This window comes from Pseudomonas sp. LBUM1679, assembly GCF_059695565.1.
Genome location: NZ_CP166774.1, coordinates 5,612,378 through 5,637,372 on the forward strand (window position 1 = coordinate 5,612,378; position 24,995 = coordinate 5,637,372).

Genomic DNA, 24,995 nt, shown 5'->3' on the forward strand with positions numbered 1-24,995 from the left:
CCGAAAGCTGCCTGATATCGATTCACTGATTTTTCTGCTGATTTGAATCATCAGCCGGCAGGACCGGAGGAGATTCGGGCACCGGCGGCGCATCTTCCTCAGGCGTTGTTTGAGGCTTAATCTCTGCTATGGGGGTGACCGGATCAGGGAAAGGCAGGAAAAGTCGTACAATCCATCCGATCAGTGAAAGCAGCACGAAGGTAGCGAAGCCGAAGATCAGCCCGACAACCAGAATGCTCAAGGGGTGGATTTGTGCTGCGTCAGGGCTTTCAAGCATGTACCGAGAGGCCTGGACAGCGGCGTACAGGCCGACCGCAAGGGCTGCCATGAGCTTTACAACCAACCAGAGCCGTCGCCATCTGTTCATGCATATCCCTGTCGTCAGGTGATTTGCTTTGTATTGCATGATAGCTAATCAGTGGGATGCGCCTTGCTGGATCGAAAAGCGACTAAGCTCCACGACTGTCCAGTCACAAGACTATTCCATGTTTCAAGCTACTCGGCCGTATCGGCAATCGCCCCCAGAATCGGCTCGATGCTGACGAGCATGGGAACTCCTCCCCTTACATCCGGCCCGCTCAGGGATTGAAAACCCAAGGACTCATAATACGAAACTGCATTCGGCGCCGCGTCCAGGTACAAGCCCCTGATAGGAACCTCGTTGTGAACCTTGACCGCCTGGATGAATGTATGTCTCAGGATTTCCTGTCCAATTCCAAGCCCCTGATATCGACGGTCCACGCCAAACATCACCATCCGCACCACAGGCAGCCGGGACGGCAGGTTCGATTTTTTGATGGCTGATTTCGCTAGCGTCCTGTCAATGTGCCCCAGCGTGAGCGTACCAAAGCCAACGACTTCGCTCGCAGGGTTAATTGCACCAATCCCCCGGATGTTTTCGTTCTTCAAGGCACGCTTCAAACTGCTTTTGTAGTACTCGTCCATCATGGCAAGCCCACAATCGAAATCTTTCAGATAAAGGTAACTCTCAAGACGAACCTGCAGATGGTTGTCGATTTCATAAGCCGGAATCGCTTTTGTCCCCATGCTTCCCACTCATCAGGTTCAGTAGCCCAGGTGTTGGAGCCGTATCCTTATCAAGGATCTCCAGAGCTCGGGCATAGGCTTGTTCCGACACTTCGATACGCCGATGTTTTTCCATCACCTCCTCCGCCTTCTCAAAGGCAGACGAAATAATGAAAGAAGTCATATCAAGCCCCGAGATTGAAGCGGCCTTGCGGATGAACTCCTTGGCGACATCCGTGGTTTTGAGTTCAAGCCGTGCATTTTTTGGTGCTTTAAGAATTTCGTTAATTTCCAGCATGGGATGTCCCCGTTTTCAGAGCGTATATTTCCTTACTCAGTGTCATTTTGTTGCATCCCCAGATTTAGAAGCGTGAGCAAGCTATTCATCCATGCCCATATCAGAGGTCTTCAACCATGTACGGATGTTAGACGTACAACCCGACAAGCGTCAACCTTCATCCGTACAATAACCGTACGCATCAGCTATCTAAAACTGAAAGCTCCGTCGCAAGAGATCCGCATGCTCTACCAGGGGAAAACCCTGCTTGTTCAAGGGAAGCCCGCGCCAGAATATCCCGGTTACCTCTCGATGAAGTTGTAGGCAAAATCCGAGAGTTGCGTAAGGGGGCTCGCTTGTTGTGTTTTTTGGCAGGTCACCGCTTTGTTGTGTGTCAGGCTCATACCCCCGCCACCGTGCGCGTACTCGCTCGCCCAATGCTTAGCGCTTTCGCTCTCGACTGCTTGAGGAATTAGCCGATGCATCGACCCGCCAGCAGTTACATCCCTGCCATCGACGGCCTGCGGGCGATCGCAGTGATAGCTGTCCTGATCTACCACGCCGATTACCTGTCGCTGTTCCCAGGCGGCTTCACTGGTGTGGACATGTTCTTTGTCATCTCCGGTTTCGTGATCAGCCAGTCGCTGTCCGAGCGACGCGACCTGGGCTTTGCCGATTTCCTGCTCGGGTTCTACCGGCGGCGCCTGCTGCGTCTGTTGCCCGCGTTGTTGGTGGTTCTGATCGCCAGCTTTGTCCTCTCGGCTATGTTGCTGCCTCAAGTCTGGCTCAGCGAGCAAAACAATCGCACCGGGTTGGCCGCATTTCTCGGCCTGAGCAACTTCGTGCTGGCCTGGAACACCGATACCTATTTCGCGCCCGGCGCTGATCTGAACCCGTACCTGCACACATGGTCGCTGGGCGTCGAAGAGCAGTTCTACCTGGTGTTCCCCGTGATCTGGTTCCTGTGGCTGCGTCAGCGCCAACGAGTGCCACTGTTGTGGGCTTTGTTGCCGACGCTGGCTCTGGCCTCGCTGGCCGTCGGCGTGGTGCAGACTGGCAGCGATCCGCTGGCCGCGTTCTACCTGCTGCCTTCGCGATTCTGGGAGCTGGCTTCTGGCGCGTTGCTGTTTCAAATGCTGCAACGGCGCCCGGCGCACGCCCTCGCTAACCACCGAATGACGCTGGTGTTATCAGTCGGCTTCGCCTTGGTCCTGCTCGGCTTCCTGCAGGCCGATATCACAGGATTCCCCCTGCCCTGGGCATTGGCAACAGTGGCCGGCACGCTGCTGCTGATCACCGCCGTGGTGCTGTCCGGCCGCTCCGCGCCGACGGTCGCGCATCGGCTGCTGCAATCGCGCGGGGCAACCTACCTGGGGCGGCTGTCCTACTCGCTGTACCTGTGGCACTGGCCGATCGCAGTGTTCATCCGCTGGACCGTCGGCTTCGAGCTGCTGCTGGTTCAGCTGACCTACCCTTTGCTGGTCCTGGCATTGGCGGTGGCGTCCTACCACTGGGTTGAAACCCCGCTCCGCACAGGCAAGTCGATTCTGCAACGCCGCACCTGGGCAACCGCCGCCGCCAGCTTCGTCGCCGTCGGGCTGTCCATACTGGGCGCGCGCTGGGTTGCAGAGAATCCAGAACGAGTCTCCATCAGCCGCACCGCCGATACCTACACCTGGATGGCCTACCGGCATCAACCGCGCGAATCATTGCCGATCCTGCAAGGTGCACCGCTGGCCGGGCGTCAGATCTTCGTGCTTGGCGATTCACACAGTGCCGCTTATCGCACGCTGCTCAAGCTGGCCTCCCTGCAACTGGGGGTCGAAGTTATCGAGCACGAGCGCGGCGGTTGCGGCGTCGTGCGCTTGATCGGTGGCGATCCACCGGCGTGTGCACAAAGCCGGGAGGCGGCGTTGCAAGCGATCGAAACCAGCGCCAGACCCGGCGACATCGTCCTGCTCGCTTCATTGCGGATGCCGGAGCTGGCCGGGCGCGACTGGGCGGACAACCCACAGGCGGCCTGGGCCGAAGCGCGCGCCGAGCTCGATGCCGATTCGCGCGCCCAAGCCATGGCATCGGCGCACTCGGTGCTGGCACGATTGCAGACTGCCGGACTGCAGGTGGTCATCGATGCGCCAAAGCCGTTGTTCAAGGCTTCGGCCAATCGTTGCTCGGACTGGTTCAATCGGATGAACCCGGTCTGTGCGCCGGGCCTGACCGCCCCGCGCGAGCAGCTGGAAACCCTGCGCGTGCAGCAGATGCAACAACTGCGGCAACTGCGCCGCGACTACCCCAACCTGACCGTCTGGGATCCGTTTGCACTGCTGTGTCCCGGCGCGATCTGCTCAGCTTTCGACCGCGACGGCCAGCCACTCTATTTCGATGCCGACCACCTGAGCGGGCATGGCAATCGGGTCCTTGCCCCGGACTTCATCCGCTTGTTACTGCAAGTGTGGGGGCAACCTGAAGAGGTTGCCGATAACCGCAGCTCTGTCCCACAGGACAGCCCAAATCCAGGCCCACTGCCGAGGTTATCCGGACCTGACATACCTCAGCCCGGCAGAGGTTCCTGAACTCAACTGCGGCATTTACCGCTGGGATAGTGTTCCAGGTCAGGCTCTCTATCCAACCCTTGGCAGGAGCTGGCCGAGGTTTGCAATGCAGTTTCAGATAAGCCTCCTTAGCTGGAACGACCGGATTCAAATTTGCAGTGTCCCCCTTACCAAGGCTTCCAGCCTGGGCAAAATACTCGCTTCGTCATTGCCCAAAATGGCAATCGAAGAACCCCGTAACCCTGCCGACGAAGCGGCAGCTGCGTCGCCGGCCAACGCCACTGGGCACGTAACGCCCATTTGAAGGGCACGCAGTCGCTTGTGCGCATCTGCCTGCAGGGGCGCCTGGACCAATAGCACCAGCGCGGCGGGCTGAATCGCTTTACACAGCAACGGCAGTTCTTCCAGGGGCTGGCCCGTGCCCAGCACCTCGATGCGCAGCTGGTCATTACTCATCAACAAACCGGCGCACAACAGCTCCAGTTCGTGCGCATGGCCCGAGCCGTCCGCCAGCAGCACGCAAGCACCGTTGCTCGGGTTCATCTGCAGTCGCAATAACATCCGCGCACGCAAGAAGGCGTCCAGGAACAGCCACTGACTGCGTCGGCCGAAAGCATTGCCGGATGCCAGGCTGCGCCAGACAGGCAGCAGAATAGCCTCCAGTACCGTAGCCTTCGGATAGATCGTGAATAGTTGCCCGTGAAGGCGCTCCAGCTCAGCGCCATCAAAAGCCTGCGTGGCACGATGAACTGCCTCTTGCCACTGGACCAGGGGGGCTTCGGCCGAGCCTGATACAGCGAGCCCGGGCGTGTCCTGCTGCCGGACGAGCAGAGCGCCTATCTTGCTGATGGGCAGACCCCGGCTGGTCCAGAGCATGATGCTACGTATATGTTCGATGTCCTGTTGCGAATACAGGCGATGCCCTCCCACAGTGCGTACTGGTCGGATCAGCCCGTGGCGGCGCTCCCATGCCCGCAGGGTGATCGGGTTGACGCCGGTCAGGCTGGCGACTTCCCGCATGGGGAGCAAGACGTCGTCGGAGGCGGATTCGATGGGCTCGGTCATTAAAAGTCGTTGCATCCTGAGTGTGTCGGCATTCTAAACCAGGCATGACACTTTTAAACCAGCACCAATCGTTGTCCGGCATCCCTGCGCCCTGCCATCTAGGCATGGCTGTCGCTGACGACTACGCTGTTGGACAAACCCCCGAACCCCAGCGAGCCCGGACCATGATTGACGCCAAACTCCTGCAACTTATGGTCGAAGCCTCCAATGACGGCATCGTCGTGGCCGAGCAGGAAGGCAATGACAGCATTCTCATCTATGCCAACCCTGCCTTCGAGCGCCTGACCGGCTACAGTTCCGACGAAATTCTCTACCAGGATTGCCGGTTCCTGCAGGCAGACGATCATGATCAGGCCGGCCTCGAGGCAATTCGCGATGCCATCCGCCGCGGCCAGCCCTGCCGTCAGGTGCTGCGCAACTATCGTAAGGATGGCAGCCCGTTCTGGAACGAGCTGTCTATCACTCCCGTGCACAATGATGCCGACCAGTTAACCTACTACATTGGCATTCAGCATGACGTCAGCGACAAGGTTGCCGCTCTGGAAAGGATTCAGTCACTCGAGACCGAAGTGGCCGAGCTTCGCCTTCAATTGGCAAGGCTTGGTGGCTAAAGACGGACAGCGCTAGATCGATACAAAAAGTGTACAAGAATATTGACTTGTACAATTTTCGACGTAGGCTTCAGACAAACCTGTACAATTATTTCGAATTGTACAATTTTGCCTGGAGCCTGCCATGTCTGCATTTCTCCGCCATTTTGCCGACACGTTCATAACGCTGAACGCTGATCGCCTGGGCCAACTGGGCGAGCTATACAGCAACGACGTTCAGTTTCGTGATCCGTTGCATCAGCTGGATGGCTTGCCGGCATTGCACACCTACTTTGAAAAGCTGTACAGCAACGTCCAAGATATCCGCTACGACATCCTCGACGTGGATGAAACCGCCCCCGGCCACGGTTATCTGCGCTGGAACCTGCATTTCCGTCATCCGCGCCTGTCCCGCGGCCAGCTGATCAGCCTGCAAGGCTGCAGCCACCTGCGCTGGGCGACACATGTCTACCTGCACCACGACTACTTCGATGCCGGCGCCCTGCTCTACGAGCACGTCCCGGTACTTGGCGGGGTGATCGGCTGGATCAAGGGCAGGCTCGCATGAGCCGCTGCTGGCTGACAGGGGCCAGTAGCGGCCTCGGTGCTGCCCTGGCTGAATTGCTGCTGGAGCAAGGCCATGCGGTGGCCCTGGGTGGCCGGCGGGCGGAGGCACTGATGCCGCTCGTGCTGCGCCACCCTCGGGCCCTGCTGGCTACCGGCGACGTGACTGACCCACGACAGGTCGCGGCTATCTGCGGGGACATCGAGCATGCGTGGGGCGCACTCGACCTGGTGATCCTGAACGCCGGTACCTGCGAATACCTTATGCCGGGCAGGTTCGAGGCCGAGACCGTCGAGCGCGTGATGCGCACTAACCTGCTGGGGGTCAGTTACTGCCTGCAGGCGGCACTGCCACTGCTGCGCCGCGGGCAACGACCACACTTGGTGGTGATCGGCAGCTCGGTGACCTGGCTGGCGCTGCCGCGGGCTGGCGCCTATGGCGCGTCCAAGGCGGCCCTGCGTTATCTGGTCGAGTCCCTGCGCCTGGATCTGCACGCCGAAGGCATCGATGTAACGCTGGTCAGCCCAGGCTTCATCGACACCCCCCTGACCCGGCGCAATGCCTTTGCCATGCCACAACTCTGGACGGCCGACCGCGCCGCGCGGCATGTGGTCGCGCGCCTGACGCGCCGACCGCTGGAGATCAACTTTCCACGTCTTTTCACTCTCGTCCTGCGCCTGCTCGGCGCCCTGCCAGCGCGTTGGCGCCTGGCCCTGGGCCGTCGCCTGGCGCGAACCGAACAGGAATAGCGACACATGCGCATCGCCATCATCGGTAGCGGGATCTCTGGGCTGACCTGTGCCTATCTGCTGTCACGTCGCAACGAGGTGACCGTGTTTGAAGCAGCCGACTGGATCGGCGGCCATACCCATACTGTCGACGTCCAATGGCAGGGCCAGCGTTATGCCGTGGACACCGGTTTCATCGTCTTCAATGACTGGACCTACCCCAACTTCATCCGTTTGCTGGATCGCCTGGGAGTCGTCTCGCGCCCCACCGAGATGAGCTTTTCCGTGAACGATCCGGACAGCGGCCTGGAATACAACGGCAATAACCTCGACACCCTCTTCGCCCAGCGCGGCAATCTGCTGTCGCCGGGCTTCTGGGGAATGTTGCGCGATATCGTGCGCTTCAATCGCCAGGCGGTGGCCGACCTGGATGGCCACCGCATCGAGCCAGGCATGAGTCTTGGCGATTACCTGCACACGCGAAGCTACGGGCAGCGTTTCATCCATCACTATATCGTCCCTATGGGCTCGGCCATCTGGTCGGTATCAAGGGCCGACATGCTGCGCTTCCCGCTGCACTTCTTCGTGCGGTTCTTTCGTAACCATGGCCTGCTCTCGATCAGCCAACGGCCACAGTGGCGAGTGATCGAGGGCGGTTCGCGCAGCTACGTGGAGCCGTTGTGCAAGACCTTCGGCGAGCGCATTCGGCTCAATTGCCCGGTGACGAGCGTCCACCGGGACGACACTGGCGTGGAGATCACCAGCGCCGCAGGCCAGGAGCGCTTCGACAAGGTCGTGTTCGCCTGCCACAGCGACCAGGCCTTGGCGCTGCTGGAGAAACCGACGAGCACCGAGCACGAGGTGCTGGGCGCCCTCACCTATGCCGCCAATGAAGTAGTGCTGCACACCGATACCTGCCTGCTGCCCCGCCGACGCAAGGCCTGGGCCAGCTGGAACTATCGCCTCGGCGGACCCGCCCACGCCCCGGCGGCCGTGACCTACAACATGAACATTCTGCAAGGCCTCGACGCCCCGGTGACCTTCTGCCTGAGCCTCAATCAGGGCGACGGCGTGGACCCGTCGCAAGTGCTGGCACGCTTCAATTACGCCCATCCCCAATACAGCCTTGCCGCCATGGCGGCCCAGGCGCGCCAGGGTGAGCTGCAGGGAAACCGGCACAGCTATTTCTGCGGCGCTTACTGGGCAAACGGCTTCCATGAGGATGGCGTGGTCAGCGCACTGGACGTCGCGCAAAGGTTCGGGGAGCGCCTGTGAACAGCAGCCTTTGCTACGGTTGGGTCAGCCACCGGCGCCTGGCGCCGCGGTTCCATGGCTTCCGCTATCGCAGCGGCATGTTTTACCTGGACCTGGACGAACAGGAACAGCTGCTGGGCCTGTCCCCGCTGCTCGGTGCTTCTCGCCTGGCGCCGTTGTGCTGGCGAGAAACCGATTACCTGCCAGCCTGGACCCGTCGCGGCATGCCCTTGAAGGACGCCGTGCGCGAAGTGGTGGCCAAGGCCCTGGGCCAGGCGCCGTGCGGCGCCATTCATTTGCTGACCCAGCCGCGCAGCTGGGGAATCTCGTTCAATCCGGTCAGTTTCTACTTTTGCCACGACAGCGACGGGCACCTGGCGGCAATTGTGCTGGAAGTCCGCAACACCCCCTGGCGTGAGCGCTTTCACTACGTGTTGTCGGTGCTGCCCGGTCAGCCCCGGCAGTTCTCGGTCAGCAAGGCCTTCCATGTCTCGCCGTTCCTGCCGATGGACATGCAGTACCACATGCGCTTCCACATCGATGGCGAGCACCTGCGCATCCACATGGAAAACCGCCGCGAAGGGCAAACAGTCTTCGAGGCCGACCTGGCCCTGCGCCGCCAGCCGCTGGATGCCGGCGCCCTGCGCCGCCACGTACTGGCCTTCCCCTGGATGAGCCTGCGCACCCTCACCGCCATTTACTGGCAAGCCATGCGCCTGTTGCTCAAGCGCACCCCGCTCTACACCCACACGTCCAGTAAGAGCAGCCAAGACCTTGGCCATCACGTCCACGAGGAGCCCGAGCATGTCCGATCCAACTCTGAGCGTTAGCAAATCCTTTAGCCTGGCGCCACTATTCGGCGGCCTGGCCAGAAGCGCCGTGCTCACTCAGCTGCGCAACCTGCGCCAAGGCCGTCTGCGCCTGATCTGCCAGGACCGGGAGTGGCTGTTTGGCGATGTCGGCAGCGCTCTGCACGCCGAGGTCGAGATCTTCGACGAGGCAGCCTGGGGCATGGTGGCGGCCAACGGCTCGATCGGTGCCGGCGAAGCTTACATCCAAGGCTGCTGGCGCACTCCGGACCTGGCTGCGGTCACCCGCCTCTTCGTCGCCAACCTGGAGGTGCTCGACGCCCTTGAAGGCGGGCTGGCGCGCCTGGGCCGTCCGGTCCTGCGCCTGCTGCATTGGCTCAATCGCAACAACAGGCGCGGCGCGCGGCGCAACATTCTCGCCCATTACGATCTGGGCAATGCCTTGTTCGAGCGGCTGCTGGACCCGACCATGATGTACTCGGCGGCCATGTTCGACAGTCTGGAGCAGAGCCTGGAGCAGGGCCAACTGAACAAGCTTGAGCGTATCTGCGACAAACTCGCGCTGCGCCCCGACGATCATCTGCTCGAGATCGGTACCGGATGGGGTAGCCTGGCGATCCATGCCGCCACCCGGCACGGCTGCCGAGTGACCACCACCACATTGTCCGACGCGCAGTACGCCCATACCCTGCAGCGCGTCCGCGATCTTGGCCTTCAAGAACGCATTACCGTCCTGCGCGAGGACTACCGCGACCTTGGCGGACGCTTCGACAAGCTGGTCTCGATCGAAATGATCGAGGCGGTCGGGCACCGCTATCTGCCGGTTTACTTCCGCCGCTGCGCGTCGCTGCTCAAGGATGACGGCTTGATGCTGCTGCAGGCCATCACCATCCGCGACCAGCGCTATGAACAGGCCCGGCGGTCGGTGGATTTCATTCAACGGCATATCTTTCCCGGCGGTTCCCTGCCCTCCCTGAGCGTCATGCTGCAGACCGCCAGTCGGCATACCTCTTTGAACCTGGTGCACATGGAGGACTTCGGCCTGGACTATGCGCGGACCCTGCAGCACTGGCGCGACAACTTGCGTCAGTCGCGCACCGCATTGGTCGAGCTGGGCTACGACGATACCTTTCAGCGCCTCTGGGAGTTCTACCTGTGTTACTGCCAAGGCGGTTTCGAGGAGCGCGCAATCGGCGTCGCGCAACTGCTCTGGGCAGCCCCGGCCGCACGTCGCGCATCGCTGCCGGGTGCCTGATTTGAGCCGGGCCTGGTTGATCGGTAACGCGCTATGGATGCAGGCCGCCTGGTGGGCTTGCGTGCTGAGCGAGCGGCATCCTTGGCTGCTACTCCCGGTGGTGGCAGGCCTGTTGGTGCATGTGGCTGCTTGCCCACGGCCGCGCGACGAAGCAATCACTCTGGCCTGCGTGGGGATGGCAGGTTGTTCACTGGATGCCGGCCTGGGTGCGCTGGGAGTTTTCGATTTTGCCCAGCCCCCCCTACCCTTGTGGCTGGCCGTACTGTGGCTGGTGCTGGCCAGTGGGCTTCGCCACAGCCTGGCCTGGGCTCGACGTCCCATCTGGTACGGGGCGCTACTGGGCTTGTGCGGTGGACCTCTGGCTTACATCGCTGGCGCAAGGCTGGCCGGTGTAGGGCTGCCTTTGGGCACCCTGGGCACGGCCCTGCTCCTTGCGCCGCTGTGGGCTGCATGGATGCCGCTCGCCCTGCGACTGGCTGCGCGCCGCTGATAAGCAACCGCCCTTCGAATGGGTGAATATCGCCTGCTCAGGCCGGTTATCGAGGGTTCACGGGAGCGACTCCGGCTGGCGACGGAAGAACAGGATCACTTCTCCCACCTCGACGCCAAGCTTGCTCATACTCGAGCGATTGATCATCGTGTCTTCGTCCATCAGGTACATCCAGTCGTCCAGATCCACTTCCCAATGCCTGCCATCAACCGGCAGGTCAAGGCGATAGCGCCAACGCAGCGCGTTGCCAGCGACCTCGCCGCTGGCCTCTCCGACGACGTCGTCCGCACGACCCCGCCAACGCCCGGCACCGGCCGGCTCCAGCGTCCAGACGCGCCGCTGACGGGTGCCATCGCTGTAGAGAAATCGTTCGTCGAGGATCAGTTGCTGGCCTTCGACGCGGCTCTCGATCTGGACGTGGAAACGCTTGACCACCTCGCCCGAGCGATTCTGGAACAGACCCCAAGCCTGTACCGGCCGGGAGAAGAACGCCACCAGATCCAGGGCCGGTCGCTCCTTTGCGTAGTGCTCCACGCCAACGTTGTTACAGCTGACCAGCAACAGGCTAACGAGCAGTACCAGTATTTGACGCATCTCAATCTCCTCACTCCGCCGGCCCGGCCATCCCCAGCAGTCGTTGACGCAGTTGCTTGTCTTGAGTACGCGGATCAAGCCAGATGTCGAAGAAGGCGCGGGCGAATGCAGGGTCCTCGACTCGCCGGCGCAGCTGGCCGTCGACGAAGAAAGTGCAGCCTTTGCCGGGATGGTAGACCCCGGTGATGCGCATTCCGGGCCGAACATCGACGAAGGCGTCACGCATTTCACTGGACCAGCGTTGGAGGGTGGACTCCTCTGGACGAGCCTCTGCCATGCGACGCATTTCTTTGAGACTGGCCTCCACCAGCGTGTCCCTGGAAAAGACACGGTGATAAGTCAGTTCGAGTGCAAAGGGCTGATCCCAGGTCAGCGGCAACCCAGCGCTCCACAACCGCGCGGTGTATAGACTCACGCCAAACCAGGTAAAGTCGCCGCTGCCCACCAGACGCCCATCGGGCAGCGCGGGATGCCAATCCGCCCAGGCAGGTACGGCCAGTACCAGTGCGAACAGCCAGCATATCGACAGACGATGTTCGGGAAAGCGTCTGGAATTAGCCACGTTCATCAACGTCTCGGCCTTTTTATTAAAATTCTATACAAGAATAGCTCAATGTATAGTTTTTAGGCGATCAATAGAGAACGTGTACAACTTTTTTGGGCGTGCATTTGGTGCCCAGCCCATGGCCCTCGGGCGTCTTAGTTGGCGCCATCGCAGGTCAGCGCTGCCGCGTGGAAGGCGACTTTTGCCCTGAAAATCCCCCAAACAAAACTAATAGAATCGGCATAGGGGCGATCTCATAGGCCACGCCCCTGCTACATCGCCCGGCATGCGGGTCCACACCGGTCGCCAAGGGAAGGATTTAGACCCTGGGCGTTTCGGGTCGAGACCACTGCGAAAACCCGGAGTGTCAAGCAGTTTGTGATATTCTTGCTATTCAACAGGAGCAGCACCGTGACTAAGCAAGCACATAACAAACCACTGTTAGCAACGGCAACCAAGAAGTCGCGTGTCATCGTCCAGCGCGATGACGGCCGCTATGTGGCTGTGTCTGCACTCGCAAACGAAGTGGTTGAGCGACAAGCCGCAAAGGCTTTTGCCGGCAGTGCTCTGAGCCAAACGGGCGTACACAAAGCCCCTCGCGCTCCTCGAGTCCCGCACCTTCAGAATCTGGAGCGGGAGCTTCGCGACCTGAAAAAAGTTGTCGATGCACTCGCCGTCCGCTCCGTTGTGCACGATCAGTCGGCTCAGCTTTCTGACTCTGTTGATTTCGAGGGTATGACGGTGCTCGATGCTGATACTGCATACCAGATGCTCGACAATCCCCCTGAGCCCAACAAGGCGCTCCGCAACCTGCTTGCCTTGCGCTAAGGGCTTTCGATGGATTTCATCACCGTCGACTTCGATAAGTCGATTGATCGCGCTGCGTTCGATTGCGAAATGCATCCGCGCTCAATGCATACATTGCCCAGCCGGCTGGCCAGGACGAAAAGCGCAACGTTTCCAGGACATTCATGTATCTGCAGGACGGAGTTTTGCTGGGCTACTATACGCTGGCCAACGCCGCTGTAGCGCTCGATCAGCTCAGTGATGAGATGAAAAAGAAGATGCCCCGGTATCCAATGCCGGCAGTGCTGTTGAGCCGACTGGCCGTAGACAAGAGCATGCAGAAGAAGGGCCTTGGTCAACGATTGATGGCTGATTTCTTTCGCCGCGTATACGCGGTATCGAAGCACTCTGGCGTGGCTTTCATCGTAGTTGATGCGAAAGATGAGGCTGCTGCAGCTTACTACCAGGGCCTGCAGTTCGTGCCCTCGAAGGATAATCCGCTTCGCCTTGTTTTGTCCGCGTCGACGATCATCCAAGGGATGCGCGAGCAGGAAGCCAAGTAGATCTGATTGGTTTTCAAAACAGCCGATTTGATTCCTATACGGTAATTTTGTCGCCTCAAACATCCGTCAACCACCGTAGCAAAGTCCTACACCACTCCCGGAAACCCCCTCCCCACCAATCCCTTGCACAGCCTTCGCCATGGGGCTTATAGTCCGCCCGTCGCCCAAATGGCGACCGGGTTTGGCGACCCGCAGTGGGATGCAAAAGCGTTTGCTTCGTTGCAGGCGTTTTTGCATCTGTAGAGTTGCCATTATGGCAGCTGTGCGCGGGAGACCTTCGGGTCTGCCGGCTTCCACTCCGGTTCGCCAACCTGCGCACAGTTGCCACCCTTTCGTTTGGCGACGTCAGTTGGTAAACCTATAAAAGAGTGGAGTTTACCCATGAATGACTATATGGCTTTAACCAGCAACGCCGACGACCTTCCTTCTCTGTACGTGAATACCACGCAGCCCCTTCATTCATTGCTTAGCACGGCAAGATATAGAATTGGCGCTGTCACTCAAATTCTGGAAAATCTCGCAATGCGCGGTGATATCACCACTGACTCCGTGATCCTTAGCGACTTCGCATTGCTCTGCAGTATTCCGTTACGCGATGGCTACGATTTGCTGGACGTCATAGCACGACGATTGGATACGGAGCCTTGTCCCTCTAGCGCCCCCAGAGCCCCGCAAACGAACGCTAATGAATTTACGCCCCCTTATGCAACATAGGCGTCTGGCAGAGAGAGTTAAGCCTTCCTGGCCCTCGTAGAAACGAGGCTATTAACCATAGCGACAGAAACGAAAAAGCCCCGTAACTTTTCAGCGACGGGGCTTTTTCTATATATGGCGGAGAGATAGGGAGTCTCAGATTACCACCTTCAACCCTAACAAACCCAGCGTTTATCGACCATTACCACCATGAGTAGTAGAAAATAGTAGTAGAATTCACACTACTACTCACGCTTTGGTGCTAGGCATGGCTGATCACATTTTCCAGAAGAAAGGCGAATCAACGTGGTACGTCAGACTAGATGTACCCAAGGATGTCCGCCGCGCGCTTGGTAATCGAACCGTGCTGACCCAGTCACTCAAAACCGGCATGAGATCAGAGGCGATGGTCCGTCGCCTGCCAATCCTTGCGCAGTGGAAAGCTGACATCGCTGCGGCTCGACACGCGAAAGCTGGTAGTGGGGATGAATGGCGACTTGCCCAACACACAGTTGGAAAAGATTTGCAGCAGAGGCGAAACAACGCCATAACAAAGATTTACACCCCGCTGAATCCCGATGCTGCCCCGGCTGACATTTCTTGGTTTGAGAGTCTGCCTGAAATCATTAGTGAGCTACGAGAAGAGGGACAGCATGATATTGCTGATCGTCTAACCAAGCTATCAAGAAAATATGTCGATGTACTTGAGAACGGAGTGAGTGGCGGTGAGGGTGAGGGCATCAACCTTCAAAACGAATTTCTTATGATCATTGGAGAACTAGAAACAGCGTGCATCGCTGAGGAATACAATCTGTCTGACGAAGAACATTCGGAAGCTCAAGCGATTGTAGGTAATCCGGCAATGTACAAACCGCGCTCGCCAATCAGCCCATCCATGATCGAAGCATGGGCAAAGCACCTTGTCTCTCAAATAGCATCAGCGAAAACCCGTGATAGCCATAAAGCTCGCGTTGAAAAGATATCCAAGTTCCTAACAACTGAAGGCGCACCTCTCACCTTCGACACCATCCACAAGTTCTTGAACAGGCAGTCGGGTGCTCGTCAGACCCTAACAAACTATTTGTGGTCGGGTCGAGATTTCTGGAAGTGGGCAATCAAATACAACAGTCAGTTCCATGAACAATTCAGCGGACAACAATGCCCTTTCGATGGTCACGATCTACCGAAGGTTGGAAAAAAAGCTGGTGAATCGTACATTCCGTTCACTCGTAAAGAGGTTGAAGACCTTTACAAGAAAGCAAAAGAAGGTGGTAAAGATGATCTAGCCAACCTGGTAGTCTTTGGTGCATACACTGGCGCAAGGCTTGAGGAGATAGGACGCATCAAGTCAGATGATACGATTATCGACAATGTTGACGAACCGATAGGTTTCAAGATCAATGAGTCAAAAACAGATGCAGGTGTACGGGAAGTTCCTCTTCACCCTTCCCTTGTACCACTGTACAAACATCTGTGCTCACAAGCATCAGTCAATGATGGCTACTTATTCAAAGGTGGTAACAACAAGTATGGCAATCGACTTGACTGGCTGGGCAAGCAGTTTGGACAACTGAAGACCAAAGCTAAGTTCTCCAACCTTCACGTATTCCATAGCATCCGAAAAACAGCAACCACTGAGCTTCATCAAGCAGGCGTGGGTATTGAAGTTATTCCATACATCATGGGCCATGAGAATCCTTCATTCACTTTTAGCGTCTACAGTGCCGGATGTTCATTTGAACAGAAACAAGAAGCTATCAAACATCTTACTTATAACTTTTCGGCGGAGTAATTAGTTTTACCGATAAAATACATACCCAAATCAACGCTACTCTCTATCCGGTACGTCTGCATACCTTGATAGGTGATCGTCGTTCTTAGTGGTGTTTTCTTGCAGTAACAATCGTTTTGATTTGATGTGCTCAATAAGTGCATGGTTAACTGCCTAACGATATTTACATAATAAAAAATACATTGAGAAAGTGGCAACTTACATGTTGACGCTATTGCTTTTTTCAGAATTTATTGATATAATTCGTGTATAGCAAGAGAACAACCTTCAAACTTCTGTGATTATTGCAGTTCTTCCAGAAAGTCTGAATGATCATAGTCGCCATTTTTGGTCATTTCGGTGACTTCCCGCTTTTGAAACTCCCTCTAGTCTTCACTAGCACCTGTTCTCTTGCGCTCTCTTATATAGAAGGACAACCTCAACAGTTGTCCTTTTTTATCATTTAAAACCGACACAAGAATATTACGCTTTGTCACCAATAGCCCTATGGAGGGAAAAATGTATGTCAAATTTAAGGAAGTGCGCTGTATGCAGTAAATCAATCGACCATCGTCGCCCACAAACGAAAACCTGTAGTAATTCATGCCGAACGGGTTTGTGGAGATTGTCAAACGCTGGCCCTGTATCAATCAAGCTGGTACTTTCCAAGCTTCAATTTAATCATCTGAAAACGCAGGCTGATGATCTTGGTGTTCTGATTAATAGCTTGATGCTTGATCGAGCAATGCAGAGTCAACACCTAGTACTTACAGTTGATACACACATAGGCCTCTAACCCACGTACAACGTGGCGTACAGCAATTTAAGGAGATACAAATATGCGCATTCGTTTGAACCCGCGATCTCTACAACAGCTACAACAGGTTATGAACATGTTGGACGAAACTAATCCAACCCATGCTCTTCAACAGATGATCACTACGTTCCATAAGTCGCTTTCCCATCAATCCCTATATGAGGATATCCATGACAATCAAGAGAATAAAAACCTGCACGCTATGCCAAACTGAGTTTACCACTAGCCAAATCAAGGCTAAGCATTGTCCTGCTTGCCGCCCAAAGGCACGTCAGAAGAATCAGAAAGATAAACGCCAAACATTGGCAGAGAAAAGGATTAAAACCCTCCCTCAATCAGAGGAATGGAAATGGATTGCGCGAGAGTGCCGCCGAGCGGGTACAGTTGAAATCTTACAAGGTGTAGATCTGGTTGCTTTATTTGCAGTCTATAAAGCTAGATTCAAAACCTATGGTTGGAACTATGAAACAAAGAAATCTAAGTTCCACCTTTGCCACATCCAACCTGTACAAGGTGATGACACCATAGGATTGCTGCACCACTTGAATCTTTTCATTGGCAACAGCCTCCCCAATCTAATCCATAGCAATAAAAGCTATCAAGGTCGTGGGTTGAGCATTCCTAGCAGTCAGTTAAAGAAGAAATGGTTAGTATGTGAAGACGCGAATGATAGAGAAATTCTGGACAAGGTTACCAAATACTTAGGACCAGTATTAACTGAATACGCAAAATTAAATCCGATTCGTAAAACTCAGCGAATTGGTCTTGCTAACTGGGTATATCAGAACGACCCCAGCAACATTCTATCCTTGGACAAGCTGAATCTAATGTCTATGCATGATCTAAGAAAGATCAAAGCAAAGGTAGAAGGTAAAGAAGTTTACCAAATGAACTGCCCTGCCAAACGGTCAGTGGTGGTTTTGTTAGAAGAATGCCAACGCCTATCCCGACAACTGCCCAATGGTCAACATCAGTCAGATCTGGAATTTATGATTCCGGTTCTATATGTTGCTGCTGCTTGGCTGAGCAGATTACCGGATCAAAGTGGATTATACGGCATACTTGAAAACCCGTACGGTGTTTTGTGGAACCCACTGGAATTGCGAGAAGGCATGGATGCATCAACGTTACGTGACTTCATCAGCTTTCAAGCCTTTGATGCCCTCCAAGGTGAAACTGTTGATCGCAAGATGATACGGAGCACCTTGAGTAAGTATCTGACGGTAACGTCGCTCTCGCCGAACTACAGCAGTTCCACTAGCAGCATGCAGGATCACTTTGCTGACGACTATTCACGGTTTGTTGAACAAGTGCCGACGATCAAGAATGCAATCATCACCCTTGGCTTACCTGATAAAGTAATGTTATCTGAAGAGGTGTTGAAAGCTGAGATTGCACAGCGCGAAGAAGAAATCTTTGCCAGCTTCAACTATGAGCAATGCGAAGGACCGTTGGACTATTCCACCATCTACTATCAAGTAGAAGACGACTACGTACCGAATCCAAACCTGCGCGTCACTCCGGCAGAGATATTCTGCTACTTCTAAAACAGCGATACTGTCGTAGGTAGTATCTACACATGATACATGCATCACCCTGTAAGCGTGATTATACGTGGCTTGTAGCCATTTTGAGCAAGTGAATCTTCTGTCGTTAGACAGAGCCCAACATTATAAATAAGAGGATGAAACAAATGAGCAGCAGTCTAGATCATTTCGGTAGCTGTTTTGTACGAGCATTTGCTAAACAAAAAGCAAATCAACACGTACAAACAAAGCAGCAAGTACAAAAGATTGATAGCAGCAATGTAATCAACACCATCACCAAGACCACCACTGCCAAGCTATCAGATGAGCAATACAGAACGTCAATCATAGCAAAGGCAATCGCATACATTAAACAAAAAGGGAGCATGTAAAATGACAAGTATCAAAGGCGCACCACGCAAGTATGACCAGAATGAACTTGAACAACGTCAAGCTGCTTATCGTGATTTTTACAGCACCAGCATGGAGTGTCGAGAAGCCATTCGAGCCGAGCTACCACATCACTTACTGCTGAATGTAATTAAATATGCCAATGAGGGATACATATTGGATGAAAAAACTCCACTTCGACTTGAAATATTGAATTACAGAGCTTTCATGGTTAAACCTGATCACATGCAAACCGCAGACCTTGCAGCAGCTGACCTTAAGATAAAAGACGCGTACGTGCTTGAGTTACAAGCTGACCGTGATCGATACAAGGAACTGTTGAAAGCTCAGTTGATTGAAAGTGATTTAGCTAAAGAGAAGAAGGCATTGGATGCAGCTAAAGCTGAAAGAATGGCAGAGATTGAAAAGGAAGTGAATAACACGTTTGCTGCCTTGATCATTCCAGATTAAGTCAATGACGATAGCGGTAAGCTCCTGCTATCGAATACAAGAGTATTTACAATGTTGGTCGCCCAATCGACACCATCACCAGCCCTTGACTACTTAACAGTGGTCAGGGGCTTTTTTGTGGGCGGTAAGAATTACAATTTAATCACCACTATAACAGGATAAATATCAGAGCCAGAATCACAAGTGACAACAGGATCGCCATCTATGAATATATGTATCAACACCTTGGAAACACTGATTATTACTAGGTTTAATCAGCAATAGGTTAGGCATATTCTTTTCTAACCTTAAATCTCATTATCTGGACTCATAAGTAAAAAATATCAATCTATTATTGTCGATGGACTTTGCCTATGAATGCCTTTGCAAAATATTGCCTAAATTCACGTTTGTATTTTCAGCAAGTTACAATCCGCGCCAGCATCTCCCCCTCATTTGACCTCAGAACGTCTTAGAGGGTCTTCTTTGTGAGTAACAATCGGTTTGGTTTGATGTACACCATCGTCGTCAAAAGACAAATAAATTATTCCCCTTTCAAATCCTTCATAGCATCACTATAACCTGCTTCCATCACGGCCCATTGACGCTCCAATTGCCGCTGAAGGTTCGCGACATCACAGGCAATACCAAGGTCTTCGCGTATGGCGACCATAACCTTCAATTGAACCTTCGACAGTTCTTTCATTTCAGGTAAAAGTAAAGCATGAAATTCACGCAGCTTTTCCCCATGAGCGCTGTATGCTGTTGCTCGCGCCGCTGCATACTCCTGAGACTGACCGAATTTAAACTCATAAGAGTTTTTAAGGGTCTGGTATACATCCCATTCCTGACGACCTTCCTCGTTGAACCTTTGCATATCCCGCTGTAGTCTAGAAGCCTCAGCAAACGAACTCTCGTAGTAGTCATCGTTGATTTCAATGTCTGTTTTGGCAGCCTGTAAGATTGCAAGTCGAGGTAGCAGCTTTACAAATAGCGCTCCAAACTCAACACCTAAATTTCCCGCCAATATCGAGGTCTTAGATTCAGCAACTAGTCTCAGCTTTGCTATCGAACCGGTGATTACCTGAATCTCTGGTGTCAAATTCAAACTAGCAATGTCGCGATTGGCTAAGTTGCCAATATGAAGATTTGTAATTTCAATGTCTTCAATCGCTTTCAAGTAAACCTCACGCCTTAGATCGCTAATTTTCTCCTTGGACTTCTCGCTTGCGTCATGATCAAGTTGCAGCTTAAGGCGGCTGTTGTTACTTCTATTCGACAGCATTACTCCAAACAAAGTTATGCCTGATGCAACGATCGCCGACCAAATTACATCTGGAACTGATTTTATTAAGTCAGTAATTTCCGAAGGCATTGCGTCACTCCTTGATATTGATGGTCCTTCAAAGGCGAAACCATCTTTAGGTTGTTAACTTCAGTCATGCTCAGCAAGTGAATCCTACCTGCAAGCCCGGCTTACACCACTATCACTCATTCGATTCGACTTGCTCGATGCTACCGGGTAGCGATGAATGTGGTTATACCATCTTGGGGCGAAATCCTCGGTATATCCAACCAACAAGCCAGCCAGCGATGTACAGGACCACACTCAGCCCTAACCAAATACCAACCGCCGTAGCTATGCACTCCATCCGTTCCTTGGGTAGTTTTGCAAGTTTTTTCCGGAAGTCTTCGTTTTCTTTTCGAATGTCCTCTCGCAAGCCGGCGATGTATTCACTTGAATAAGTATTAGTTGTCGCCTCCTTCAGATAGCCAGTTAATTGGTTGATTGATAATTCATGGTAATACGTGGTTCTCGATTCATTGGGTAGTAGAAGTGCTGTATACCACCCGATGAAGATTGCAAGAATCAAACACACAACGACCCAAAGTCTTAGCCACCCATTCATCTCGTTCTCCTTGTCCATGCCGTTCAACCCATTATCCATGATGGCACCCGGCGCTGACAGTGATAGCGGAGACCCCTACGCCTGCACACGGTTGACCTGGAGCGTTCGCACATCAGCTGAAATGGTTAGCTCACGCTGAATGAAACTCTTCACAATGCGGCGTTGCAATGTCGCTATAGGATGACGGTAGCAATGCCACTACGGGGTAGCTCGCCTCATCACCATGTAGGTGATCCCTGATGGTGATGAGTAGCAGTCGAACATTCCATCCTGCGCAGCAAAACGACACGCTCACTTTCAAATGAAACTCGCCACGTTGGTGCAACCCACAATCCAATGACAAATACAAGAGGTGAAAATCTATTTTATTGCTGCTTAACATTACGTTGACGACCGGCAGCGGTCTGTTAATATGATCACATCAACCACACAGACGGACTCACCCACATGAACATCGTTGCCTACTACCGCGTATCGACTGATGGTCAAGGTAAGTCTGGTCTGGGTCTTGACGCGCAACGTGAATATGTACGGCTGGCTGCTGAGTCCAACAGTTGGAACATCATTGGTGAATTCACTGACACCGCCAGCGGCACCATCACACCAACAGAACGCACACAGTGCAAGGCAGCATTGGCAGCCTGTGTAGAACATGCCGCAACGTTGGTAGTCGCTAAGCTGGATCGTCTGTCACGCGACGTTGAGGACATTGCCGGATTGATGAAACGTGTGAAGTTCAAAGTGGCGACCATGCCCACTGCTGATGCTTTCCAGTTGCACATATATGCAGCACTGGCACAGCAGGAACGTGAATTCATTGCCAGTCGTACAACCGCCGCACTCGCCAGTCTCAAATCCAAAGCAGATGCTGGCGACAAGGAAGCACAAGCCAAGGTCGCACGTCGTAATGCTGGTAGAGCAGTGGCACACGCCAAAGGTACAGGCGCAGCTACAGCAGCAGCACAGGCAGTTGCCGACACCAATGCCGAATCACTACGTCAGGCTATCCAGTCCGGTATGTTTGAGGGTGTGACTACATTGCTCGGCATGGCGAATTACTTGAATGCCAAAGGTGTGAAGACTGCGCGTGGTAATGAGTTTGCACCAATGACAGTCAAGCGCACTGTTGAACGTCTTGGGCTCACCTTTCCTTAACGTGAAGTGGTGGGTTTTCCTGCACGATTAGACGCGCAAACCATCACCCTTGGGGTCTGCACTACCTAAAGCCTACAACGCCTGATTCGATGCTACAGCAGCAGTAAAAGAGCCATTCAATCAATCATTGGTGTGCTGGGGATTTTGGAGAACCTAAGAGGGGGTATCTCGATTTTCAGGCTTGAGTGTCGAGCAGGTTCGATGCCCCGCTGAGGGATTTTCCCTACATGAAAGCACTGGCTCGACGTGAAATCGAGATTCCAAAACGGGGGGGTTGGGGTTTTGGTGGAATTGGAGTAGTAGAAAGCAGTAGTAGAATCGAAAAATCAGCAGACACAAAAAAGCCTCGTAAATCAACGACTTACGAGGCTTTTTGAATAATGGCGGAGAGATAGGGATTCGAACCCTAGGTACCGGTGAAGGTACAACGGATTTCGAATCCGTCCCATTCGGCCACTCTGGCATCTCTCCAACGGCGCGCATCATAACAACACTTTCGCCGGAAGCGAACCCCCTAGGCGAAATATTTCTGTGCTTTCAGATGCTTGCGTCGGTTAAAGCGGTACGCCCAGGCGATTGGCGACTTCTTCGTAGGCTTCGATGACATCACCGAGGCCCTGGCGGAAGCGGTCCTTGTCCATTTTCTTGCCGGTGGCCTTGTCCCACAGGCGGCAGCCGTCCGGGCTGAATTCGTCGCCCAGGACGATGGAGCCGTCGGAGAACACGCCGAATTCGAGTTTGAAGTCGACCAGCAGCAGGCCGGCGTCGTCGAACAGTTTGTTCAGGACTTCGTTGACCTTGAGCGACAGTTCTTTCATGCGAACCAGTTGCTCGGCGGTGCCCCAACCGAAGGCCACGACGTGGGATTCGTTGATGAACGGGTCGCCCTTGGCGTCGTCCTTCAGAAACAGTTCGAAGGTGTACGGGTTGAGCTTCATGCCCTCTTCGACGCCCAGGCGCTTGACCAGGCTGCCGGCGGCGTAGTTACGCACGACGCACTCGACCGGGATCATGTCGAGTTTTTTCACCAGGCACTCGTTGTCGCCCAGCAGTTTGTCGAATTGGGTCGGCACGCCGGCGGCTTCGAGTTTCTGCATGATGAAGGCGTTGAACTTGTTGTTCACCATGCCTTTGCGGTCGAGCTGCTCGATGCGCTTGCCGTCGAACGCCGAGGTGTCGTTGCGAAACAGCAGGATCAAGCGGTCAGCGTCGTCGGTCTTGTAAACCGATTTGGCTTTGCCGCGGTAGAGTTCTTCACGTTTTTCCATGATGGGCTCCGCTTGCTAAGTAGGTGGGCTAGGCGATGTGTCGCCAGTCGAGCCCTGAATCTTGATCGGCCAGTTGCAGCCAGTCCGGGTCGCACCCGAGGGTGTCGACAAAACATTGCCGGGCCAGCTGCGGCAGGTTGTTCTTGCTGCTCAGATGGGCCAGGACCAGGTGTTGCAGGCCTTGCCAGCCCAACTCGGACACCAGGAATGCCGCCTGGTGGTTGTTCAAATGTCCCAGTTCGCCGCCTACCCGCTGCTTGAGAAAGTAGGGGTAGTGACCGCGAGCCAGCATGTCACGGCAATGGTTGGACTCGATCATCAATGCATCGAGGTCCCGATAGCCGTCCAGCACCTTGTTGCAATACGAGCCCAGGTCGGTCAACAGGCCGAAGCGCCGCTCACCGTCACTGAAGACGTATTGCGTCGGCTCTTGCGCATCATGGGCCACGGCAATGACACCGATGTTCAGGTTGCCGATCTGCAGTTGCTCGCCGCCCGCCAGGAGGCCGGCCGGTTCAATCGGTTTGCGCATCCCGCGCAGTGTGCCGCGACTGAGGTAGACCGGCAGATTGTAACGCCGAGACAGTAAACCCACGCCATGCACGTGGTCGGCATGTTCGTGGGTCACGAGTATCGCGCTCAGTTGCGCCGGGTTTACACCCAGGCGCAACAGGCGTTTTTCGGTTTCCCGCAGGGAGAAACCACAATCCACCAGCACGTACGTATCAGCACTGGCTATCAGCGTGCCGTTCCCTTGGCTACCGCTGCCGAGCACGGCAAAACGCATGAGATCAGCCCAGGTTGTCCTGAATCACGCTCAACACTTTGCGCGCCACGTCAGCCGGCGCCACGGTGTTGATGTTTTTCTCGACGGTGACCTGGACGTTTTCGCCAACCTTGCTCAGGCGAACCTGATAACGCTCGGCACGGGCTTCGACGGCTTCCTTGTCCGGCGCGCTGCCAAACAGGCTGCTGAAGAAACCGGGCTTGTCGTCTGCCTTCTCGGCTTTTTCCGCCAGGTTGATGTAGTACAGGCCCAGGCTGCGGTTGATGTCTTCAACCCGCCATTCGCCCTGTTCCAGCGCACGGCCGACGCTTGACCAGGCACGGTCGAGGTCGGAGCCGACGTTCAGCACAGGGTTGCCGCTGCCGTCTTCGCTCAGGCTGACGCGACTGGGTGTATCGAAATCACGGGAAGCCAGCATGGAGACCGAACCGCCCTTCTCCGACGTGCGGCTCATGCTTGCGAGCATGTCGTCGACCAGTGCCGCGTCCAGGCCAGTGTTGACCGAACGGTTGGTGAAGGCCACGTCGGCAGTGCTGCCGGCAGGACGTTGGGCGCTGACCACATAGACTTCACTGGTATTGCGCTGCACGCCTGGCTCGATGCGGACCCGCACGCGCGATTCGCTGTCGGTGCCGACACCGGCGGCGCTCAGGCGCTTGGCCATCGCGGCCGACAGTTCGTCGGAATGCTGCCAGGTGGTGGTGAATTCACCGGTTTGCGGGCGCTGTTCGTCCAGACGGAAACCATTGTCCTGGAAGAACTGCACGGCCACTGGCCAGACTTCGGCTGGCGGGCTCTGGGCCACGATCCAGCGCGTGTCACCGGTCTTCTGCAGCGAGTAGGCGCCAGCGGCGTCGGCTCCGGCGGTCAGCGGCTGCGGACGCGGCACGACGTATTCGCCCTTGGCGGTGTCGTCGGCCACGTTGCGCGGGATCGGCAACAGTGGATCCAGACGTTTGGCGGTGTTGACGTCCTGCGGCAATTGCATCGGTGCAGTCTGTTGCGCCTCCAGGTAATCGCTGCCACGGTCACGGAAATAACCTTCCGGGCCCCAGACCCATCCACAGCCACTGGTGCTGGAGATAATCAAGGCAAGTGCGGAAAGTCCGGCCAATCGCTTCATGCGTAGT

At 55.1% G+C, this 24,995-nt stretch carries 27 protein-coding genes, 1 tRNA gene and 1 pseudogene; 17 read left to right on the forward strand and 12 right to left on the reverse strand.

Going from position 1 to position 24,995, the window contains the following annotated elements; all coding sequences use genetic code 11:
* Positions 1 to 22 precede the first annotated feature (22 nt).
* The 3 genes from ACA062_RS25480 to ACA062_RS25490 all read right to left on the reverse strand — a co-directional run bounded on the left by ACA062_RS25480 (position 23) and on the right by ACA062_RS25490 (position 1,324).
* Positions 23 to 406, reverse strand: a complete 384-nt coding sequence (locus ACA062_RS25480) for a hypothetical protein (protein ID WP_497453527.1) — start codon at positions 404 to 406, stop codon at positions 23 to 25.
* 89 nt (positions 407 to 495) lie between these two features.
* Entirely contained in the window at positions 496 to 1,047 is a 552-nt protein-coding gene (locus ACA062_RS25485; RefSeq protein ID WP_497453528.1) for a GNAT family N-acetyltransferase, read from the reverse strand.
* Positions 1,019 to 1,324, reverse strand: a complete 306-nt coding sequence (locus ACA062_RS25490; RefSeq protein ID WP_497453529.1) for a type II toxin-antitoxin system TacA family antitoxin — start codon at positions 1,322 to 1,324, stop codon at positions 1,019 to 1,021. Before ACA062_RS25490 ends, ACA062_RS25485 begins: the two co-directional genes overlap by 29 nt.
* A 458-nt stretch (positions 1,325 to 1,782) precedes the next feature.
* Here ACA062_RS25490 and ACA062_RS25495 point away from each other — a divergent pair, with 458 nt between their 5' ends.
* Complete coding sequence (locus ACA062_RS25495) at positions 1,783 to 3,876, forward strand: acyltransferase family protein (protein WP_497453530.1); 2,094 nt, start codon at positions 1,783 to 1,785, stop codon at positions 3,874 to 3,876.
* Between the two features lie 126 nt (positions 3,877 to 4,002).
* On the opposite strand, the gene ACA062_RS25500 is transcribed toward ACA062_RS25495, so the two are convergent.
* On the reverse strand, positions 4,003 to 4,908 hold the full coding sequence (locus ACA062_RS25500) for a MerR family transcriptional regulator (RefSeq protein ID WP_497457498.1): 906 nt from the start codon (positions 4,906 to 4,908) through the stop codon (positions 4,003 to 4,005).
* Positions 4,909 to 5,084: 176 nt separating this feature from the next.
* Between ACA062_RS25500 and ACA062_RS25505 the strand changes: the two genes are divergently transcribed.
* From ACA062_RS25505 to ACA062_RS25535, 7 genes are all read left to right on the forward strand, one after another.
* Positions 5,085 to 5,531 (forward strand): PAS domain-containing protein, encoded by a 447-nt coding sequence (locus ACA062_RS25505; protein WP_497453531.1) that lies wholly within the window; start codon positions 5,085 to 5,087, stop codon positions 5,529 to 5,531.
* A 124-nt stretch (positions 5,532 to 5,655) separates the two neighbouring features.
* A complete protein-coding gene (locus tag ACA062_RS25510; RefSeq protein ID WP_497453532.1) occupies positions 5,656 to 6,078 on the forward strand; it encodes a nuclear transport factor 2 family protein in 423 nt (140 codons plus the stop codon).
* Entirely contained in the window at positions 6,075 to 6,824 is a 750-nt protein-coding gene (locus tag ACA062_RS25515) for an SDR family NAD(P)-dependent oxidoreductase (RefSeq protein ID WP_497453533.1), read from the forward strand. Before ACA062_RS25510 ends, ACA062_RS25515 begins: the two co-directional genes overlap by 4 nt.
* Positions 6,825 to 6,830: 6 nt before the next feature.
* Positions 6,831 to 8,078: an NAD(P)/FAD-dependent oxidoreductase gene (locus tag ACA062_RS25520; protein ID WP_497453534.1), complete on the forward strand. Its 1,248-nt coding sequence runs from the start codon at positions 6,831 to 6,833 to the stop codon at positions 8,076 to 8,078.
* Positions 8,075 to 8,887, forward strand: coding sequence for a DUF1365 domain-containing protein (locus tag ACA062_RS25525; RefSeq protein ID WP_497453535.1), 813 nt, complete (start codon positions 8,075 to 8,077; stop codon positions 8,885 to 8,887). The genes ACA062_RS25520 and ACA062_RS25525 overlap by 4 nt, the downstream gene beginning before the upstream one ends.
* Positions 8,862 to 10,121 carry a class I SAM-dependent methyltransferase gene (locus ACA062_RS25530; RefSeq protein WP_497453536.1) on the forward strand — a complete coding sequence of 420 codons (1,260 nt, stop codon included), beginning with the start codon at positions 8,862 to 8,864 and terminating at the stop codon, positions 10,119 to 10,121. The genes ACA062_RS25525 and ACA062_RS25530 overlap by 26 nt, the downstream gene beginning before the upstream one ends.
* A 1-nt stretch (position 10,122) precedes the next feature.
* Positions 10,123 to 10,611: a DUF2878 domain-containing protein gene (locus tag ACA062_RS25535; protein WP_497453537.1), complete on the forward strand. Its 489-nt coding sequence runs from the start codon at positions 10,123 to 10,125 to the stop codon at positions 10,609 to 10,611.
* A gap of 57 nt (positions 10,612 to 10,668) precedes the next feature.
* Here ACA062_RS25535 and ACA062_RS25540 read toward each other — a convergent pair whose 3' ends face one another.
* Both ACA062_RS25540 and ACA062_RS25545 read right to left on the reverse strand, forming a co-directional pair.
* On the reverse strand, positions 10,669 to 11,205 hold the full coding sequence (locus ACA062_RS25540; protein ID WP_497453538.1) for a DUF3833 domain-containing protein: 537 nt from the start codon (positions 11,203 to 11,205) through the stop codon (positions 10,669 to 10,671).
* Positions 11,206 to 11,215: 10 nt separating this feature from the next.
* Complete coding sequence (locus tag ACA062_RS25545) at positions 11,216 to 11,773, reverse strand: chalcone isomerase family protein (RefSeq protein WP_497453539.1); 558 nt, start codon at positions 11,771 to 11,773, stop codon at positions 11,216 to 11,218.
* Positions 11,774 to 12,160: 387 nt separating this feature from the next.
* Between ACA062_RS25545 and ACA062_RS25550 the strand changes: the two genes are divergently transcribed.
* The 7 genes and pseudogenes from ACA062_RS25550 to ACA062_RS25580 all read left to right on the forward strand — a co-directional run bounded on the left by ACA062_RS25550 (position 12,161) and on the right by ACA062_RS25580 (position 18,766).
* Entirely contained in the window at positions 12,161 to 12,577 is a 417-nt protein-coding gene (locus ACA062_RS25550) for a hypothetical protein (RefSeq protein WP_154979802.1), read from the forward strand.
* Between the two features lie 143 nt (positions 12,578 to 12,720).
* Complete coding sequence (locus tag ACA062_RS25555) at positions 12,721 to 13,098, forward strand: GNAT family N-acetyltransferase (protein WP_497453540.1); 378 nt, start codon at positions 12,721 to 12,723, stop codon at positions 13,096 to 13,098.
* A gap of 381 nt (positions 13,099 to 13,479) precedes the next feature.
* Positions 13,480 to 13,743 (forward strand): annotated as a pseudogene (locus ACA062_RS25560) (short-chain dehydrogenase); the annotation flags it as partial.
* A 316-nt stretch (positions 13,744 to 14,059) separates the two neighbouring features.
* Complete coding sequence (locus ACA062_RS25565; RefSeq protein WP_497453541.1) at positions 14,060 to 15,583, forward strand: tyrosine-type recombinase/integrase; 1,524 nt, start codon at positions 14,060 to 14,062, stop codon at positions 15,581 to 15,583.
* A 966-nt stretch (positions 15,584 to 16,549) separates the two neighbouring features.
* Positions 16,550 to 17,926 carry a hypothetical protein gene (locus ACA062_RS25570; protein ID WP_497453542.1) on the forward strand — a complete coding sequence of 459 codons (1,377 nt, stop codon included), beginning with the start codon at positions 16,550 to 16,552 and terminating at the stop codon, positions 17,924 to 17,926.
* 146 nt (positions 17,927 to 18,072) lie between these two features.
* The gene (locus ACA062_RS25575) at positions 18,073 to 18,297 is read left to right on the forward strand and encodes a hypothetical protein (RefSeq protein ID WP_497453543.1); all 225 of its coding nucleotides are present in this window, start codon (positions 18,073 to 18,075) and stop codon (positions 18,295 to 18,297) included.
* 1 nt (position 18,298) lies between these two features.
* Complete coding sequence (locus tag ACA062_RS25580; protein ID WP_497453544.1) at positions 18,299 to 18,766, forward strand: hypothetical protein; 468 nt, start codon at positions 18,299 to 18,301, stop codon at positions 18,764 to 18,766.
* Between the two features lie 523 nt (positions 18,767 to 19,289).
* Here ACA062_RS25580 and ACA062_RS25585 read toward each other — a convergent pair.
* A complete protein-coding gene (locus ACA062_RS25585) occupies positions 19,290 to 20,120 on the reverse strand; it encodes a hypothetical protein (protein WP_497453545.1) in 831 nt (276 codons plus the stop codon).
* A gap of 163 nt (positions 20,121 to 20,283) precedes the next feature.
* Positions 20,284 to 20,694: a hypothetical protein gene (locus ACA062_RS25590; protein ID WP_497453546.1), complete on the reverse strand. Its 411-nt coding sequence runs from the start codon at positions 20,692 to 20,694 to the stop codon at positions 20,284 to 20,286.
* Between the two features lie 408 nt (positions 20,695 to 21,102).
* Here ACA062_RS25590 and ACA062_RS25595 point away from each other — a divergent pair, with 408 nt between their 5' ends.
* The gene (locus ACA062_RS25595) at positions 21,103 to 21,810 is read left to right on the forward strand and encodes a recombinase family protein (RefSeq protein WP_497453547.1); all 708 of its coding nucleotides are present in this window, start codon (positions 21,103 to 21,105) and stop codon (positions 21,808 to 21,810) included.
* Between the two features lie 227 nt (positions 21,811 to 22,037).
* Positions 22,038 to 22,187 carry a hypothetical protein gene (locus ACA062_RS25600; protein WP_497453548.1) on the forward strand — a complete coding sequence of 50 codons (150 nt, stop codon included), beginning with the start codon at positions 22,038 to 22,040 and terminating at the stop codon, positions 22,185 to 22,187.
* Positions 22,188 to 22,191: 4 nt separating this feature from the next.
* Here the strand turns inward: ACA062_RS25600 and ACA062_RS25605 are convergent.
* The 4 genes from ACA062_RS25605 to bamC all read right to left on the reverse strand — a co-directional run bounded on the left by ACA062_RS25605 (position 22,192) and on the right by bamC (position 24,988).
* Positions 22,192 to 22,281, reverse strand: a tRNA-Ser gene (locus ACA062_RS25605).
* A gap of 83 nt (positions 22,282 to 22,364) precedes the next feature.
* Positions 22,365 to 23,078: a phosphoribosylaminoimidazolesuccinocarboxamide synthase gene (gene purC / locus ACA062_RS25610; protein WP_150745894.1), complete on the reverse strand. Its 714-nt coding sequence runs from the start codon at positions 23,076 to 23,078 to the stop codon at positions 22,365 to 22,367.
* 28 nt (positions 23,079 to 23,106) lie between these two features.
* Positions 23,107 to 23,865: an MBL fold metallo-hydrolase gene (locus tag ACA062_RS25615; RefSeq protein ID WP_064679248.1), complete on the reverse strand. Its 759-nt coding sequence runs from the start codon at positions 23,863 to 23,865 to the stop codon at positions 23,107 to 23,109.
* Positions 23,866 to 23,869: 4 nt separating this feature from the next.
* The gene (bamC, locus tag ACA062_RS25620) at positions 23,870 to 24,988 is read right to left on the reverse strand and encodes an NlpB/DapX family lipoprotein (protein ID WP_497453549.1); all 1,119 of its coding nucleotides are present in this window, start codon (positions 24,986 to 24,988) and stop codon (positions 23,870 to 23,872) included.
* Positions 24,989 to 24,995: the final 7 nt, after the last annotated feature.